The 15,403-nt window shown below is 73.0% G+C and carries 13 protein-coding genes; 8 read left to right on the forward strand and 5 right to left on the reverse strand.

All coding sequences use genetic code 11. From position 1 onward, the window contains the following. Nucleotides 1-54 precede the first annotated feature (54 nt). The 6 genes from nirB to AC1DXT_RS12305 are packed head-to-tail and all read left to right on the forward strand — an operon-like array spanning nucleotide 55 to nucleotide 6,933. Nucleotides 55-2,640 (forward strand): nitrite reductase large subunit NirB, encoded by a 2,586-nt coding sequence (gene nirB, locus AC1DXT_RS12280; RefSeq protein WP_477061592.1) that lies wholly within the window; start codon nucleotides 55-57, stop codon nucleotides 2,638-2,640. After that, nucleotides 2,637-3,023 carry a nitrite reductase small subunit NirD gene (gene nirD, locus AC1DXT_RS12285; RefSeq protein ID WP_477061593.1) on the forward strand — a complete coding sequence of 129 codons (387 nt, stop codon included), beginning with the start codon at nucleotides 2,637-2,639 and terminating at the stop codon, nucleotides 3,021-3,023. Before nirB ends, nirD begins: the two co-directional genes overlap by 4 nt. Then, entirely contained in the window at nucleotides 3,020-4,291 is a 1,272-nt protein-coding gene (gene cobA, locus AC1DXT_RS12290) for a uroporphyrinogen-III C-methyltransferase (RefSeq protein ID WP_477061594.1), read from the forward strand. Before nirD ends, cobA begins: the two co-directional genes overlap by 4 nt. After that, entirely contained in the window at nucleotides 4,288-5,406 is a 1,119-nt protein-coding gene (locus AC1DXT_RS12295; RefSeq protein ID WP_421740877.1) for a uroporphyrinogen-III synthase, read from the forward strand. Before cobA ends, AC1DXT_RS12295 begins: the two co-directional genes overlap by 4 nt. Further along, nucleotides 5,403-6,143 carry a sirohydrochlorin chelatase gene (locus tag AC1DXT_RS12300; protein ID WP_477061595.1) on the forward strand — a complete coding sequence of 247 codons (741 nt, stop codon included), beginning with the start codon at nucleotides 5,403-5,405 and terminating at the stop codon, nucleotides 6,141-6,143. The genes AC1DXT_RS12295 and AC1DXT_RS12300 overlap by 4 nt, the downstream gene beginning before the upstream one ends. 43 nt (nucleotides 6,144-6,186) lie before the next feature. Then, the gene (locus AC1DXT_RS12305; RefSeq protein ID WP_477061596.1) at nucleotides 6,187-6,933 is read left to right on the forward strand and encodes an alpha/beta hydrolase family protein; all 747 of its coding nucleotides are present in this window, start codon (nucleotides 6,187-6,189) and stop codon (nucleotides 6,931-6,933) included. A gap of 63 nt (nucleotides 6,934-6,996) precedes the next feature. On the opposite strand, the gene AC1DXT_RS12310 is transcribed toward AC1DXT_RS12305, so the two are convergent. The 4 genes from AC1DXT_RS12310 to AC1DXT_RS12325 form a co-directional block, all read right to left on the reverse strand. Further along, entirely contained in the window at nucleotides 6,997-9,606 is a 2,610-nt protein-coding gene (locus AC1DXT_RS12310) for a hypothetical protein (RefSeq protein ID WP_477061597.1), read from the reverse strand. Between the two features lies 1 nt (nucleotide 9,607). Beyond that, nucleotides 9,608-10,222 carry a hypothetical protein gene (locus tag AC1DXT_RS12315; RefSeq protein ID WP_477061598.1) on the reverse strand — a complete coding sequence of 205 codons (615 nt, stop codon included), beginning with the start codon at nucleotides 10,220-10,222 and terminating at the stop codon, nucleotides 9,608-9,610. A gap of 243 nt (nucleotides 10,223-10,465) precedes the next feature. Next, nucleotides 10,466-11,041, reverse strand: a complete 576-nt coding sequence (locus AC1DXT_RS12320) for an NYN domain-containing protein (protein ID WP_477061599.1) — start codon at nucleotides 11,039-11,041, stop codon at nucleotides 10,466-10,468. A gap of 69 nt (nucleotides 11,042-11,110) precedes the next feature. After that, on the reverse strand, nucleotides 11,111-12,562 hold the full coding sequence (locus AC1DXT_RS12325; RefSeq protein WP_477061600.1) for a glycoside hydrolase family 10 protein: 1,452 nt from the start codon (nucleotides 12,560-12,562) through the stop codon (nucleotides 11,111-11,113). Between the two features lie 186 nt (nucleotides 12,563-12,748). Here AC1DXT_RS12325 and AC1DXT_RS12330 point away from each other — a divergent pair, with 186 nt between their 5' ends. Further along, complete coding sequence (locus tag AC1DXT_RS12330; protein WP_477061601.1) at nucleotides 12,749-13,237, forward strand: MarR family winged helix-turn-helix transcriptional regulator; 489 nt, start codon at nucleotides 12,749-12,751, stop codon at nucleotides 13,235-13,237. Here the strand turns inward: AC1DXT_RS12330 and AC1DXT_RS12335 are convergent. Further along, complete coding sequence (locus AC1DXT_RS12335) at nucleotides 13,226-14,086, reverse strand: serine/threonine-protein kinase (RefSeq protein ID WP_477061602.1); 861 nt, start codon at nucleotides 14,084-14,086, stop codon at nucleotides 13,226-13,228. The genes AC1DXT_RS12330 and AC1DXT_RS12335 overlap by 12 nt on opposite strands. Nucleotides 14,087-14,241: 155 nt before the next feature. On the opposite strand from AC1DXT_RS12335, the gene AC1DXT_RS12340 reads away from it, so the two are divergent. Continuing rightward, nucleotides 14,242-15,270, forward strand: coding sequence for a LacI family DNA-binding transcriptional regulator (locus tag AC1DXT_RS12340; protein WP_477061603.1), 1,029 nt, complete (start codon nucleotides 14,242-14,244; stop codon nucleotides 15,268-15,270). The last annotated feature ends 133 nt before the right edge of the window (nucleotides 15,271-15,403 follow it).

Raw genomic sequence — 15,403 nt, forward strand, 5'->3', positions numbered from 1 at the left:
CAACCGGTTCCTACCGTGGGAGGCGCCCCACCCCCCAGCCCGACGGAGCACCCCATGAACCAGCACCTGGTCGTCGTCGGCGGCGGCATGGTCGCGCAGCGACTGGTCGAGGCGTTGCGTGACCGCGACACCGCCGGGGCCTGGCGCATCACGGTCCTGGCGGAGGAGCCCCGGCGCCCGTACGACCGGGTGGCGCTCACCAGCTACTTCTCGGGTCGGGACGCCGACGACCTCGCGCTCGGGGACCCGGAGCTGTGGTCCGACCCGCTGGTGACGCTGGTCCGCGACGACGCCGTGACGCAGATCGACCGCGACGCCAAGACCGTGACCACCGCCCGCGGCCGCACGGAGCACTACGACCACCTGGTGCTGGCGACGGGCTCGTCGGCCTGGGTGCCCCCGCTCGAGGGGGCCGACCTGCCGGGGGTCTTCGTCTACCGCACCGTCGACGACGTCGCAGCCCTGCGCGGGTACGTCGAGAAGCTCTCCGAGGACCGCGTGGTCAAGGGCGCGGTGCTCGGCGGCGGCCTGCTCGGTCTGGAGGCGGCCGGCGCGCTCCAGGCGCTCGGTGCCCGCACCACGGTGCTCCAGGTGGGCACCCACCTCATGTCGGCCCAGGTGGACCTCGGCGGCGGCGAGGCGCTGCGGCGGCTCATCAACCAGCTCGGGGTCGGCGTCCGCCTCAACGCGATGACCACGCGGATCAGGGCGCACCGCCGTGGCGGCGTCGGTCGTCTCGAGCTGGCCGACGGCGGCCGGGTCGACGCCGATGTCGTCGTCATCGCCGCCGGCGTGCGTCCCCGCGACGAGCTCGGTCGCACGTCCGGGCTGGCCATCGGTGAGCGCGGCGGCATCGTCGTCGACGACACCTGCCTGACCAGCGACCTCGACATCTCCGCCGTCGGTGAGGTCGCGTGCATCCAGGGCTCGACGATCGGCCTGGTCGCCCCGGGGTACGCGATGGCGGAGATCACGGCCGACCGGCTGCTGGGCGGAACCTCGTCGTTCCCCGGTGCTGACACGGCGACCAAGCTCAAGCTCTCGGGCGTCGACGTGGCCAGCTTCGGGGACGCGTTCGGCCAGACCCCCGGCGCGCTGGAGATCGTGTGGGCCGACCCGGTGGGTGGCGTCTACAAGAAGCTCGTGATGTCCGACGACGCCCGGACCCTGCTCGGTGGCGTCCTGGTCGGCGACGCCAGCGCCTACGCCAGCCTGCGCCCGATGCTCGGCCGCGAGCTCCCGGGCGACCCGGCCGCGTTCCTCCTGCCCGAGGGCGGCGGCGGAGCGCCCGAGCTGGAGCTGCCCGACGACGCCGCCGTCTGCTCGTGCAACAACGTCTCCGCCGGCACGATCCGTGGGGCGGTGACGGAGCACGGGTGCACCGACCTCGGCGCGGTCAAGGCCTGCACCAAGGCCGGCACCAGCTGCGGGTCCTGCCTCCCGCTGGTCAAGAAGCTGGTCACCACCGAGCTGGCCGCGCAGCGCATCGCCGTCAGCACCGCGCTGTGCGAGCACTTCGCCCTGTCCCGCGCGCAGCTGTACGACGCGGTCAGGGTGTCCGGCGCGGCCTCGTTCACCCAGATCATCGAGCGGTTCGGCACCGGCGGCCGGGGGTGCGACATCTGCCGTCCGACCGTCGCGTCCATCCTTGCGACGACCTCCCCGGCCCACGTGCTCGAGGGCGAGCGGGCCACGCTCCAGGACACCAACGACCACGTGATGGCCAACCTGCAGAAGGACGGCTCCTACTCGGTGGTCCCGCGCATCGCCGGCGGCGAGGTGACGCCCGAGGGGCTCATCGCGATCGGCGAGGTGGCCAAGGACTTCGGGCTCTACACCAAGATCACCGGCGGTCAGCGGATCGACATGTTCGGCGCCCGCATCGACCAGCTGCCCCTGATCTGGCAGCGCCTCGTCGACGCCGGGTTCGAGTCCGGGCACGCGTACGGCAAGTCGCTGCGCACCGTGAAGTCCTGCGTCGGCTCCACGTGGTGCAGGTTCGGCGTGCAGGACTCGGTGGCGCTCGCGGTCATGCTCGAGCTCCGGTACCGCGGCCTGCGTTCCCCGCACAAGATCAAGCTCGGGGTCTCCGGCTGCGCGCGTGAGTGCGCGGAGGCCCGCGGCAAGGACGTCGGCGTGATCGCCACCGACAAGGGCTGGAACGTCTATGTCGGTGGCAACGGCGGCTTCACCCCGCGGCACGCGCAGCTGCTGGCCGAGGACCTCGACACCGAGACCCTGGTGCGGACCATCGACCGGTTCCTCCTCTACTACGTGCGCACGGCGGACCGCCTGCAGCGCACGGCGCCGTGGATCGAGGAGGTCGAGGGCGGCCTGGAGGGCGTCCGGGCGGTCGTGATGGACGACTCGCTGGGCATCGCGGCGGACCTGGACGAGCAGATGGCCCTGCACGTCGTGGAGTACGAGGACGAGTGGAAGGCCACGCTCGAGGATCCGGAGAAGCTGCGCCGGTTCGCGTCCTTCGTCAACGCTCCCGACACCCCGGACCCCTCGCTGGCGTACGTCCCGGAGCGCGGCCAGTCGCGCCCCGCCACCGCCGACGAGCGCGACGACGCACGCCCGACGCCTCACCACGAACCCGTTCTCGTCGCCGGAGCCCGGCTGGAGGTGCGCTCATGACCGCGCTGGAGACCACGCTGGAGACCGCTGTGTGGACCGCCGTGTGTCGGGTGCAGGACCTCGCCCCCGAGCGCGGCGCCGCGGCGCTGCTGGGCAGCGACCAGGTCGCCCTGTTCCGACTCCTCGACGGCCGCGTCCTGGCGGTCCAGCAGCACGACCCGTTCAGCGACGCGCACGTGATCTCCCGGGGCATCGTCGGCTCGCGGACGGTCGACGGGGTCGAGGTGCCGACCGTCGCGTCCCCGATGTACAAGCAGGTGTTCGACCTGACCACGGGCCGCTGCCTGGACGTCGCGGGCAAGGTCCCCGCTCGTGGTCTCAGCCCTGACCTGCGCACCTGGCCCGTCCGGGTGTCCGACGGACTCGTGGAGGTCGGGCGATGACCACGATGCTCGGGCTCCAGCTCACCGGCCGCCGCGTCCTCGTGGTCGGCGGCGGGCCGGTCGCGGCCCGCCGTGTGCAGTCCTTGCTCGCGGACGCCGCCGTGGTGGTCGTGGTCGCCCCGCAGCTGTGCGAGGTTCTCCTGGACCTGCACCGGTGGGGGTTGGTCGAGTGGCGCGCGCGCGAGGTGGCCGAGACGGATCTTGAGGGCGCCTGGCTGGTGCACACGGCTACGGGCGACCGCGCGACCGACGAGTCAGTCGTGGCCTGGGCCGCCACGCGCCAGACGTTCTGCATCGACGCGGGCGACGGCTCGGCGGGGTCGGCACGCACGCCGGCGACCACCCAGCAGGGTGACGTCCTCGTGGGCGTGGTCTCGACGGGCTCCCCGGACCCGCGCCGCACGCTCGCCGTGCGCGACGCGGTCGCGGCGCACCTGCGCGAGGGCCACGTGGATCTGCGTCAGCGCCGCTCGCACGCGGGACGGGTGGTGCTCGTCGGCGGCGGACCGGGCGACATCGGGCTGCTCACGCTGGCCGGCCGTCGCGCGCTGGCCGAGGCGGACGTCGTGGTGACCGACCGGCTGGGTCCGGTCGCGGTGCTCGACGAGCTCGCTCCCGGGGTCGAGATCATCGACGTCGGCAAGACGCCCGGGCACCACCCCGTGCCGCAGCACGAGATCGGCCGGATCCTGGTCGAGCAGGCGCAGCGCGGTCGAGTGGTCGTCCGGCTCAAGGGCGGCGACCCGTTCGTGTACGGGCGTGGTGGCGAGGAGGTGCTCGCCTGCCGGGAGGCGGACGTCGCGGTGGAGGTCATCCCGGGGGTGAGCAGCGCGTTCGCCGCGCYCGCGGCGGCCGGCATCCCGCTGACGCACCGCGGGACGGTCAGCGCCGTGCACGTGATGAACGGGCACGACGGCTGGTCGTCCGCGGCGCTGACAGGCCTGCGGGACAAGTCCTGCACGGTCGTCGTGCTCATGGGCGTGAGCGCCTTGGCCACGCTCGCCACGGAGGCGCTGGACGCCGGCGCCGACCCGGCCACCCCCGTCGCACTGGTGGAGGAGGGCACGCTGCCCGGCCAGCGCGTCACCCGCGCACGGCTCGACGACGTGGTGGACGTCGCCGCGTCGGCCGGGGTCCGTGCCCCCGCGGTGATCGTCCTGGGTGCGGTCGCCGCCGCGGGTCTGCTCGAGCCCGCGCATGGTGACGCGGCTCACACGACCGCGTCGACGGTCGCAGCGGACCCCGGCACCGTCACAATGGCCCTGTGAGCGAACCCATCGACCAGACCCTCGCGGGCCTCGTCGTGCTCATCACCGCCGACCGCCGGTCCGCCGAGCTCGCCGCCGCCCTGGGTCGCCGCGGAGCCGCGGTCCGGCACGCTCCCGCGCTGAGCATGGTGCCGCACATCGACGACGCGGCACTGCTCGGTGGCACGCGGTCGCTGCTGGCGGACCCGCCCGACACGGTCGTCGTCACCACCGGGATCGGCTTCCGCGGCTGGATCGAGGCCGCCGATGCGTTGGGCCTCGCCGAGCCGCTCGTGGACATGCTTCGCGGCACGCGCATCGTGGCGCGCGGCCCCAAGGCGCGCGGAGCGATCCAGGCGGCCGGCCTGACCGCCGACTGGGTGGCCGAGTCCGAGACGAGCGCCGAGATCGCCGAGGTGCTCCTGGATGAGGGCGTCGCCGGCCGGGACATCGCGGTCCAGCACCACGGCGCGGGGGCCGACGGGCTCGACGAGGCGTTCGCCGCCGCGGGTGCTCGGGTGCGCAGCCTCGTCGTGTACCGGTGGGGTCCACCCCCGGACCCCGCGGTGGTGGAGGCCTCGGTGCGCGCGGTCGCCGCGGGCGAGGTCGACGCCGTCGCGTTCACGTCGGCGCCCGGCGCGCACGCCTGGCTGGAGGCTGCCGACGACGCCGGCGTCACCGACCGCATCGTCGAGCTCGCGCGGCGCGGCAGCGTCGTCATGGCTGCCGTCGGACCCATCACGGCCAAGCCCCTGCTCGAGCGGGGCATCGAGCCGCTCGTGCCCGAGCGCGGCCGGCTCGGCTCCCTGGTCCGCGCGCTGGTCGGCCACTACGGCGGTCTGCAGGCGCTGCAGACCGTCGCGGGCCCGCTCCAGGTCCACCGCGGCACCGCGGTGCTGGACGGTCACGTGCTGGCCCTCACGCCCACGGGGCTGGAGGTCCTCCGGCTGCTGGCGGCCGCGGGCGGCTCCGTCGTCCCGCGCGACCAGGTGCTGGCCGTGCTCCCGGGTGACTCGCGCGACCCGCACGCCGCCGAGGTGGCCATCGCGCGCCTGCGGGACGCGACCGGGAGCCGCACCCTCATCCGCACGGTGGTCAAGAGGGGATACCGTCTCCAGCTGGAGGAGGCAGTATGACGAACGCGCTGCACGCCCGGGGTCCGGTGCCCGATCGCCCGCTCGGTGACGTCGAGGGGCCCGTCCTCATCGGCTGCTCGCACGGCACGGACGACGTCGACGGCCGCGCGGCCGTCCGGTCGATCCTCACCGGCGTCGCGGCGGCCCGTCCCGACCTCGACGTGCGCGAGGCCTTCGTCGACGTGCAGGAGCCCGAGGTCGCCGACGTCGTCGAGCACGCCCTGGAGAGCGACGCGTCGGGTGCGGTCGTCGTGCCGCTGCTCCTGTCGGTCGGCTTCCACGTGAAGGTCGACATCGCGGCCGCCGTCGACCAGCCGGGCGCCTCCGCGGCATCGCCCCTGGGTCCCGATCCGCGGCTCGTGGACATCTTGCTGGACCGCCTGGACGCCGCCGGCCTGGCCCCCGACGACCTCGTCGTGCTGGCTGCGGCCGGCTCGACGGACCCGGCTGCCGCGCTCGCGGTCGAGTCGGTCGCCGCCGGCCTCGCCGACCGGCTGGAGCAGCCCGTGACCATCGGCTACGGCGCAGGAGCCGAGCCGCGCGTGCCGGCAGCGGTCGCGACCGCTCGGGCAGACGTGCCGCCGGGCGGGCGGGTGGTCGTCGCCTCGTACCTGCTGGCCCCCGGCTACTTCTACGACCGCGTGCTCGAGGCCGGGGCCGACGTGGTCACCGAGCCGCTCGCGCCCGACGAGCGCCTGGTCGACATCGTGCTCGACCGGTACGACGCCGCGACCTGAGACAGGGTTGCCCCGAAACCTTCCGTACCTCTAGGAACGGGAGATGCCCAGAGCCGTGCGCGTCCTGACGTCCTGCCTCGCTGTCCTCGCCCTCGCGGCGTGCACGTCGTCCGGGTCCGACGACGCGGAGACCCCGACGCTCGCACCGTCCCCCGCCGGCATCTCGGCCTCCCTCACGCCCGCCGACACCCCGGACTGCCTCCCCGCGGGCACCGCCACCGTGACCACAGGCGACGCGGACGATCCGACGCTCGTGTCCTTCGCCGGTGGCGGCACCCAGGGGGTGCTCCTCGCGCCGCAGGACCGGGGCGACGCGTGCCAGTGGGCCGACGAGCTGGCCCGGCTGGCGGGGGAGGGCTACCTCGTCGCGTCGTTCGGTTGGTCGGACGACGGGAGGGCGTCGTTCCTGGGCGCCGTCGACACGCTCCGGAGCCTCGGCGCCACGGACGTCGCGCTGGTGGGCGCCTCGAAGGGGGGAACCTACGCGGCCACGCTCGCCGACGAGGTCGACGCGGTCGCGGTCGTGGCGCTCGGTCCGCCGGCCAGCTTCGAGGGTCAGGTCGCGATGGCCACGTCGAGCACCTACACCGGCCCGCTGCTGGTCATCGCGTCGACCGACGACCCGAACGTCGGCGTGGACTCGTCACGGGCAGTGTCCCGCGCGGACGACCCCAGCACGTTCCTCGAGCTCCCGGGCAGCGCCCACGGCGTGGCCCTGTTCACCACCGAGCACCGCGAGCAGGTGCAGCAGGCGATCGACGAGACGCTGGCGACCGGCTTCGCGTCCTGACAGCCCGAAGGCGTGCGACCCGGGGGTGGTGTCGCACGCCTTCGGCGTCTGTCGGGTGAGCGGTCAGACGAACCGGCGCCGCGCGAACGTCGCCAGACCGATCCCTGCGGCGAACAGGACGATCGCCGCGATGAGCCGCCCGACCGAGCTGGCCCCGGTCCCGTCGACCCCGGCGATGTCGATCGAGTACGCCGTGAACCCCGCCGCACCGTCCGGGGCGCCGTAGGCCATGCCCTCGGTCGCGGCCCGCTCGGCACCGGCGCTGAGCACCGCGTACTTCACGCCGAAGTCCTCCGCGGTCCCCTTGCCGCTGACGACCACCTGCGAGGTGCCCTCGTCGGACAGCTGCTGCGTGCCGTCGACCAGCTTCGGCGCGCCCTCGGCGGCCGAGACGAGCCCGTCGGACAGTTGCGTCGACCCGTCAGCGGCGTCGACCAGCCCGTCGGCGAGCTGCTGCGACCCGGCGGCGGCGCTGGCGATCCCTGCGGCCAGCTGTGACGAGCCGGACGCCGCGGTGTCGATGCCGTCGGACAGCTGCGTCGCGCCGGTGGCGGCCCCCTGGATACCGGTTGCGAGCGAGCCGGCACCTGCACGGAGCTGCTGTGCGCCAGTGCCGAGCTGGCCGAGTCCGGAGACCAGCGTGGATCCGCCCGCGCTCAGCTGGTCGGTCCCTGCCTGCAGGGAGTGGACACCGCCGCGTAGCGTGCCGTCGGCCTTGAGGTCATCAGCGTCGCCGACGCCGGTCTGGACCTTGTCAGCGATCCCGTTGAGGAGCGCGGTGACGCCGTTGTCCACCAGAACCAGGCCGTCGAGCAGGCCGGGCTTCGTGCAGACGGTGGTGCCCAGTGAGCTCTGGCTCAGCCCGCACTCGACAGCGGCCAGGCCGGGGCCGGCCAGGTGGGCGAGCCTGCCCTGCAGGTAGGTCAGACCCTGCTGCAGCGTGGCGCTGTCGGATGGCGTGGCGGTGTAGAAGGCCTCCACGTCGGGGTTGCCGAGGGCCGCGGGGTTGGCGAGCTCGGCCTGACCGGCCTTGAGCTGGCTGATGAGACCGTTGAGGACGGCCAGCTCGAAGGGGTCGGTCGTCGCCGCCAGCGGCGGGCGGATCCCCCCGGAGGACGCGTAGCAGGGGTCGGCGCCCGGCGCGGCACCGTCGCGCAGGTTCGTCAGCACCGAGACGGCGCAGCCGAGCTTCTGGTACGCGCCCGGAGCGGCGGGGTCGATGCTGTAGACGCCACGTGCCATCTTCGCCAGCGCGGCCGGGGCTGCCGTGCCGACTTGCTGGCGCAGCCCGTCCACTCCCGCGAGCAGGGTGCCCGCGGTCGTGGTCGAGCCGATGCCGTCACGCAGGTCCTGGATGCCCTTGTGCAGAGCGACCACGTTGGGCTCCGCGGAGGGCGTGGTGCTGGTCGCGCGCAGTGCGCCGATGTCGCCGTACAGCTTGGTCAGCCCGGCGTCGAGGAGCGCGAGCCCGCCGTCCACCTGGGTCAGGCCGTCGATGAGCGCCGGTGCCTTGGCGCTCGCGCTGGCGAGCCCGTCATCGAGCTTCGCTGCCCCGAGGGCGAGAGCCGACGCGCCCGGCGCCGCTGTGTTGCTGAGGCCCGCGGCGAGCTGGTCGGCGCCCGGGGCGATCTTGCCGGTGAGGCCGGCCGCAAGCTGGTTGATGCCCGGGAGAGCCTTGCCGTTCAGTCCGGCCGCGAGCTCCGCGGCCCCGGGTGCGGCCTCGTCGTTGAGGCCCTCCTCCAGCTGGGCCGCGCCGTCGCGGAGCTGGAGCAGCCCCGCGAGCAGCTGGGCCGCTCCGTCGTGCAGCTGGAGCACGGAGTCGTCGAGCAGCAGGCCGGCGCCCGTGAGGTCGACGCCCTTCTGCGCGCCGGCCTGGTAGCTGGCGGCGCCGCCCTTGAACGAGGGGTAGTCGAGCGGCGACACCGCCATCGAGGTCAGCGTGGCCTTCGGCACGACCGCGTGGCTGACCTGCGCGGTGTAGCCGAACTCCGCGGTGGCGGAGCCGATGGGCGGGAACAGGGTCATCTGGAACTGCATGCGGGTACCGCCGCGTCCGTCGCCGGCGATGCCGGCCTCGTCGGACTGCACGTCGGTGAAGGTGGACGGCAGGACGGTGACCAGCTGTCCGATCATCGGGATGACCGTCTGGGCCGAGGCTGTCGCCTCCGTGCCGGTGCCGTCGTCGTACGTGACATCCTGCGTGGCGCCGGTGACGTTGGTGACCTTGTAGTGCACCCCGAGCGTGCCGGACTTGCCGAGGACCGTGCCCGGCTGCACCGCCTTGCCGTCGAACGTGTAGGTGACCTCGACGGTCAGGGGGAGGTCCTTGTCGTAGGTGCTCAGCGAGCGCTCGCGCCGCTCGCCGTCGACGCTGAGGGTGCTGACGAGCTTGCCGTCGGTGACCTGGTAGCCGCCGAAGCCGTCGAGGTTGCGCAGGCCCTTCGTCGAGACGGGGTTCTCGATCGTCGTCGTGCCCTTGCCGCTCAGTGCCAGCTGCTCGTACACGCGGGCGCTCTGGAACGCTCCGGTGGCGGACAGTCGCGCCTGGACGGTCTCGGTGTTGGTGACGGCGACGTCGCCGGAGTCCGCGGCGAACGCGGGCGCTCCGGCCGTGCCGACGAGCAGGGGGATGAGGACGACGGCTGCGGCCGCGGTGGTGGTCGTGCGTCGCACGTCAGGCCTCCGGCTGGGGGTCGAATGGACGGGTGGCGGGCAGCCCGCGGCGCGGGGAGGGTGCGGCGTTGGCAGCGACCGGCTCCTCGTTCTGGGCGAAGAGGTGCTCCTCGGTGGCCCGCTCCTCCTCGCGGTCCTGCTCGACGACGACGCCGAGCAGCGATGTCGCGAGGAAGCCGGCTCCTGCGGCGAGCAGGATGGACGTCGCGGTCGCGGCCGACGAGGTGACGAACGAGGCCGGGTCGGCGGTGTACGTCGCCTCGTACGCGCCCGCCATCGCGGCGGCGCCGAGCAGCGCGGACCACAGCGGGAGCTTGCCGCGGCTGAGCCCGGCGACCGCGAGGCAGAGCGCGAGGACGATGAGGACCGCGACGGCGCGACCGGCCGCGGCGTCGGGCAGGGCTGCGGCGCGCAGGGCGTAGCCGAGCCACGCCGCGACGAAGCCGACGGCGAACCCTGCCGCGCGCTGCGCGGGGGTCCGGTCGGGCACGAGGCCCAGGGCGCCGCCGAGTGCCGCGCCGAGCAGGGCGACGCCCTGCAGCTCGGGACCGGAGAACAGGACGATCGCTGTCGTCAGGAGCGCGAGGACGAGCCCCGCCAAGATGTGACGCTTCATGACCACCTCGTCGTGGTGACTGGCGGAGCGGTTCCGCTCCAGCAGTGCTGCCGGTAGATGGCCGCCCGAGAGCCGGTTGACCTGCACCGTCGCCGTTGACGGGTCAGGTCACCGGGGTTCTCGGGCGGGACCAGCGCACTGTCTACCAGCGCACAAAGCACCTGAGCCACGGGGTACTAGGTAAATCCCTACCGGTAGCAGGTAACCGTTATGGCCCCGTGACCTAGGTCACTTGTGGAGGGTTCAGAGGTAGCGCAGCGGGTCGAACTCGTCGAGCGGGATGATCCTCAGGCGGGGGAGCTGGACGTTGAACGCGGCGACGTCGCCCTCGAGGTCGAACGTCTCGAGCCCGCGCCCGACGAGGGCCGAGAGCTGGGTGCTGGTGAACTCGCGGAAGGCGAGCAGACCGACGCGACGGTCCTCGTCGTCGACGAGCTGCTCCAGCTCGGGTGCGAAGTCCCCGTCGTGGCTGGCCAGGAGCACGTCGCCGCCGCGGCCGTGGATGGCCTCGAGCGTGCGCTTGATGCCGATGTCGACGACCTTCTCGTACGACTCGCCCGACAGCGGGATCGGCTGGAACCCGATGGCGAGCAGCGCCTGCACGAACGACATCGGCAGGTTGCCGTTGGAGGCGTTGAGGAAGAACAGCGCCTTCACGGGCTGGTCCCACGTCTGCTGCGCGAAGGTCAGCACGCGCTCCCAGCGGGGCCGCTGCTCCGGGGTGGGCCGGCCGCCGAGGATCGACGACCCGAGCGTCGCGTCGATGTTCTCGCCGTCCACCAGCAGGTAGGTGGTGCGCGGTGCGGCCTCGGTCGTCATCGCGTCAGCGTATCCGCAGGTGGCGCGTGCCGGCCCGGAACCCGGAGCGGGTCCCGGGCCGGCACACGCTCACGCGATCGAGCAGGCCGTGCCGTTGAGGCTGAACGCGCTCGGGGCGGTGTTCGTGCCGGTGTGCGAGCCGTTGAACCCGAACTGCTGGCTCGCGCCGGCCGCGATGCTGCCGTTCCACGGCGCGCTCTTCACGGTCACGGCCGAGCCGGACTGCGTGGTGACCGAGCTCCACGCCTGCGTCACGCTCTGTCCGGCTGGGAAGCTGAACGTGAGCGTCCAGCCGTTGATCGCCGTCGACGACGTGTTCTTCACCGTGACGTTCGCGGTGAAGCCGGTGTTCCACTGGTTCACGACGTAGGTGACCTGGCAGCCCGCGACCGGCGGGGTGGTCGGCGTGACGGGCGGCGTCGTCGGCGTCACCGGCGGCGTGGTCGGCGTGACCGGAGGTGTGGTCGGGGTGATCCCGCCGAAGGCCGACGCGATGGCGTCGTACGCCGGCTTCTTCGCGTAGTTCTCGTCCCAGACCAGCGCGGCGCCCTGGCCGGGGAACGTGTCGGGCACCCACGAGTACCTGTCGGTGATGCCCCAGATGGTCACGCCCTGGCAGCGGCTGACCGCGAGGCAGATCTGGAAGACCTTCTTGTAGTCGGCGGCCTGGGTGGCCAGCTTGGTGGCGTCCGACGGCGTCTGCATGCGGATGTCGAGCTCGGTGATCCGCACGTCGACCCCGAGGTCGGCGAAGCGCTGCAGGTTCTGCTGCATGGTCGACGGGACCTGGCCGATGATCAGGTGGGACTGGAACCCGACGCAGTCGATGGGGACGCCGCGGGCCTTGAAGTCCTTGACCAGGTTGTAGATCGCGGTGCTCTTCGAGTTCACCGCGTCGGTGTTGTAGTCGTTGATGCAGAGCTTGGCGGTCGGGTCAGCGGCCCGTGCGGCCCTGAACGCGGTCTCGATGTACCCGTTGCCGAGCTTCTGCTGGAACGGGGAGTCGGACCGCCGACCTCCGTTGTCGTCGAAGGCCTCGTTGACGACGTCCCAGGCGACGACCTTGCCCTTGAAGTGCGTCGCAACGTTGGTGACGTGGTTGGTCATGGCCGACTCCAGCGCGGTGCCGGAGAGGTTGTTGACCCATCCAGGCAGCTGGGAGTGCCAGACGAGGGTGTGCCCGTACAGCTTCTTGCCGGTGCTGGCCGCGTAGCTGGCCACCTGGTCGCCCGCGCCGTAGCTGAACGAGTTCTGGGACGGCTCGGTGGCGTCCCACTTCATCGCGTTCTCCGCCACGACGAGGGTGAACTCGCTGTCCGCGACGGACTTGTACCCCGACTCCGAGAGCCGGGCGGGGGCGAGCGCGAAGCCGATGTCCTTGCCGGCGGCGGTGGACAGGTCCTTCAGGGTCGAGGCCGCCTGGGCGGGGATCGCCAGGGCGGCCCCGACGGCGGCGGTCACCGCGAGGGCGACCGCCGCGGTGCGGAGCGCGGAACGGCGGGGTGGATGGACGACAGGCATGGGGTTCCTCCTCGTTGAGCCAAGTGCCGGATCGCACAGTGGTCGTCGGTGGTCGCCCACCGCGAGGTGCCGAAACATTTCAGGCCGTGGCGCGCGACACTTTCGATAGCCGCGGGACGGAACATCGCCCACGCCGCCCCTGTTGGAGAGAAGATGAATGCGTACGCATGAAAACGGAGGCGTGCGATGTCGGACGTGGACCGCGAGCTGCCCGGCACGCGGGAGGCTGCCGAGGCGTGGGAGTCGCTCTTCCGCGCCCAGGTGGCACTCATGCGGCGGTTCCAGCGCGACGACGTCTGGGGTGACCTGACCATCCGCGAGTACGACGTCCTGTTCACCCTCTCGAACTGCCCGGACGGCACCGCGCGGCTCAAGGAGCTGGGCGAGGGCAGCCTGCTGACGCAGCCGAGCCTGTCCCGGATGGTGGAGCGTCTGGAGCAGGCCGGCCTGGTCCGGCGCGGACCCGTGGAGGGCGACGCGCGGGGCGTGGCGGTCGGCCTGACCGAGGAGGGCCGGCGGGTGCAGCGGGAGATCGGCCGTCGGCACGTGCGCTCGATCCGACGCCTCGTCGGGGGAGCGCTGGACACCGAGGAGCTGGCGACGTTGCGCGCCCTCACCGACAAGCTGCGCGCCGCGCAGGCGCAGATTCCCGACCCGTCGGGCTCAGACGCGTAGCGCCCGCAGCTCGGCGGCCACGACCGCGGGCGTGGGCCGTGCGGCGGGGTCCTCCGCCGTCATCGCGCGCAGCAGACGCATCCAGTCGCGGCCGAAGCGCTCCGGCACGTCGACGGGGTCGAGCAGGCGGGCGAGCGAGCTGGACAGCGGGTCGCCCGGGTAGGCGCGCTCGCCCGTCAGGCACTCCAGCAGCACGAGGCCCAGGGAGTAGATGTCGCTGGGCGGGCCTGCGGGGTGACCGAGCGCCTGCTCCGGGCTCTGGTACCCGGCGGTCCCGGAGGTCCCCCGCGGGGTGAGCGGCGCACCCGCAGCCGTCACCGCGATGCCGAAGTCCGCGAGCACCACCGGCAACCAGGGCGCGTCGCGGGCGCCGCTGTCCGCGCGGTCGGTGGCCACGAGGACGTTGGACGGCTTGACGTCGCGGTGGGCCACCCCGGCGCCGTGCGCGTGGCCGAGCGCGAGCGCCAGCTGCCGCCCGACGTCCGCGGTGAGCGAGGGGCTGAGTGGTCCGTCCGCGATGGTGTCGCGCAGGGTCCGGCCGTCGACCAGCTCCATCACCAGGAAGGCGACCGGCCCGGTGTCCGGCAGCACGTCCGCGCCCACGTCGAGCAGGGCGACCAGGCTGGGGTGTGCGAGCGAGGACAGGATCCGGGCCTCGTGCGCGTACCGGCGGATCTCCTCCGGGGTCGCGGCGCCGATCGAGAAGAGCTTGAGCGCCACCGGTCGGTGCAGCCGCGCGTCGGTGGCCCGGAACACCTCACCGGATCCGCCCCGGCCCAGCTGCTGCTCGAGGTGGTAGCGGCGTCCGAGCGGAGCGGTCGCCGTCGGGCGGGACTCGGTCGGTGGCACGGCATACCTGTCGTCGGAGATGTGGGCAGGACCGACGGTAGAAGCCAGGGGAGCCGACCGCACGCCGGGCGCGGGTGAACGGGTGACGGGGGGCACGTTCGGCGCTTGCAGTCGGTTGCAAGCCACTTGCGCTCCTGAGCAGTAGAGTGACAGCCATGTCCCGGCGACTCGCAGAGGTAGCACGCAAGGTCGGCGTCTCGGAGGCGACCGTCAGCCGCGTGCTGAACGGCAAGCCTGGCGTCTCGGAGTCCACGCGCGAGGCCGTGCTCACGGCCCTCGACGTGCTCGGCTACGAGCGGCCGACGAAGCTGCGCGGAGAGCGTGCCCGCCTGGTGGGCCTGGTGCTCCCCGAGCTGCAGAACCCGATCTTCCCCGCGTTCGCCGAGGTCGTGGGCGGGGCGCTCGCGCAGCAGGGGTTCACGCCCGTGCTCTGCACCCAGACGGCGGGGGGAGTCTCGGAGGCCGACTACGTCGAGCTCCTGCTCGGGCAGCAGGTGTCCGGGATCGTCTTCGCCGGCGGTCACTACGCGCAGCGGGACGCCACGCACGGCCACTACGAACGCCTCACGGGTCGCAACCTGCCGGTCGTCCTCATCAACGCCTCGATCGAGGAGCTCCCGTTCCCGCGCGTGTCGTGCGACGACGAGGTGGCCATCGAGCAGGCGGTCGGGCACCTGGCCTCGCTCGGGCACACGAAGATCGGCCTCGTCCTGGGCCCGGTGGACCACGTGCCGTCCGAACGCAAGCTGCGGGCGGCACAGGCGATCACCCAGCGGCTCGGGCTCGAGCTCGGGGAGCGCCAGGTGGTCCGCAGCGCGTACTCGCTGGAGAGCGGGCAGGCCGCGGGCAACCGGCTGCTGCGCGAGGGTGTCACGGGCATCGTCTGCGCGAGCGACCCGCTGGCGCTCGGAGTCATCCGCGCCGCCCGGCGAGCGGGCCTGCGCGTCCCGGACGACGTCTCCGTCGTCGGCTACGACGACTCGGCCTTCATGAGCTGCACCGAGCCTCCGCTCACCACGGTCCGCCAGCCGATCGAGCCCATGGGCCGCGCGGCGATCGACCTGCTGGTCAGCCAGATCCACGGCAGCGCCGTGCCGCAGGACGAGCTGCTCTTCGAGCCGGAGCTCGTGGTGCGCGGCTCGACGGGTCCCGCGCCGACCCAGCCGGTGACGCTCGCCGACTGACCCGCCCGCAACGACGGACCCCGTCTCGCCGCTCCTGGCGAGGCGGGGTCCGTGTCGTTGTGCGCGCGCTCATCGCGATCCGAGGCCACTTCGGTCACGCTTCGATAACTGTCTTGTCAGTTTCTTGCGTGGT

Source organism: Cellulomonas sp. P1_G12_2 (assembly GCF_056405535.1).

What these genes read in the sequence shown, in the direction of transcription:
- nirB (WP_477061592.1), top strand. Translation starts at nt 55, where the DNA reads ATGAACCAGCACCTGGTCGTCGTCGGCGGCGGCATGGTCGCGCAGCGA.
- nirD (WP_477061593.1), top strand. Translation starts at nt 2,637, where the DNA reads ATGACCGCGCTGGAGACCACGCTGGAGACCGCTGTGTGGACCGCCGTG.
- AC1DXT_RS12300 (WP_477061595.1), top strand. Translation starts at nt 5,403, where the DNA reads ATGACGAACGCGCTGCACGCCCGGGGTCCGGTGCCCGATCGCCCGCTC.
- AC1DXT_RS12305 (WP_477061596.1), top strand. Translation starts at nt 6,187, where the DNA reads ATGCCCAGAGCCGTGCGCGTCCTGACGTCCTGCCTCGCTGTCCTCGCC.
- AC1DXT_RS12315 (WP_477061598.1), bottom strand. Translation starts at nt 10,222, where the DNA reads ATGAAGCGTCACATCTTGGCGGGGCTCGTCCTCGCGCTCCTGACGACA.
- AC1DXT_RS12320 (WP_477061599.1), bottom strand. Translation starts at nt 11,041, where the DNA reads ATGACGACCGAGGCCGCACCGCGCACCACCTACCTGCTGGTGGACGGC.
- AC1DXT_RS12325 (WP_477061600.1), bottom strand. Translation starts at nt 12,562, where the DNA reads ATGCCTGTCGTCCATCCACCCCGCCGTTCCGCGCTCCGCACCGCGGCG.
- AC1DXT_RS12330 (WP_477061601.1), top strand. Translation starts at nt 12,749, where the DNA reads ATGTCGGACGTGGACCGCGAGCTGCCCGGCACGCGGGAGGCTGCCGAG.
- AC1DXT_RS12340 (WP_477061603.1), top strand. Translation starts at nt 14,242, where the DNA reads ATGTCCCGGCGACTCGCAGAGGTAGCACGCAAGGTCGGCGTCTCGGAG.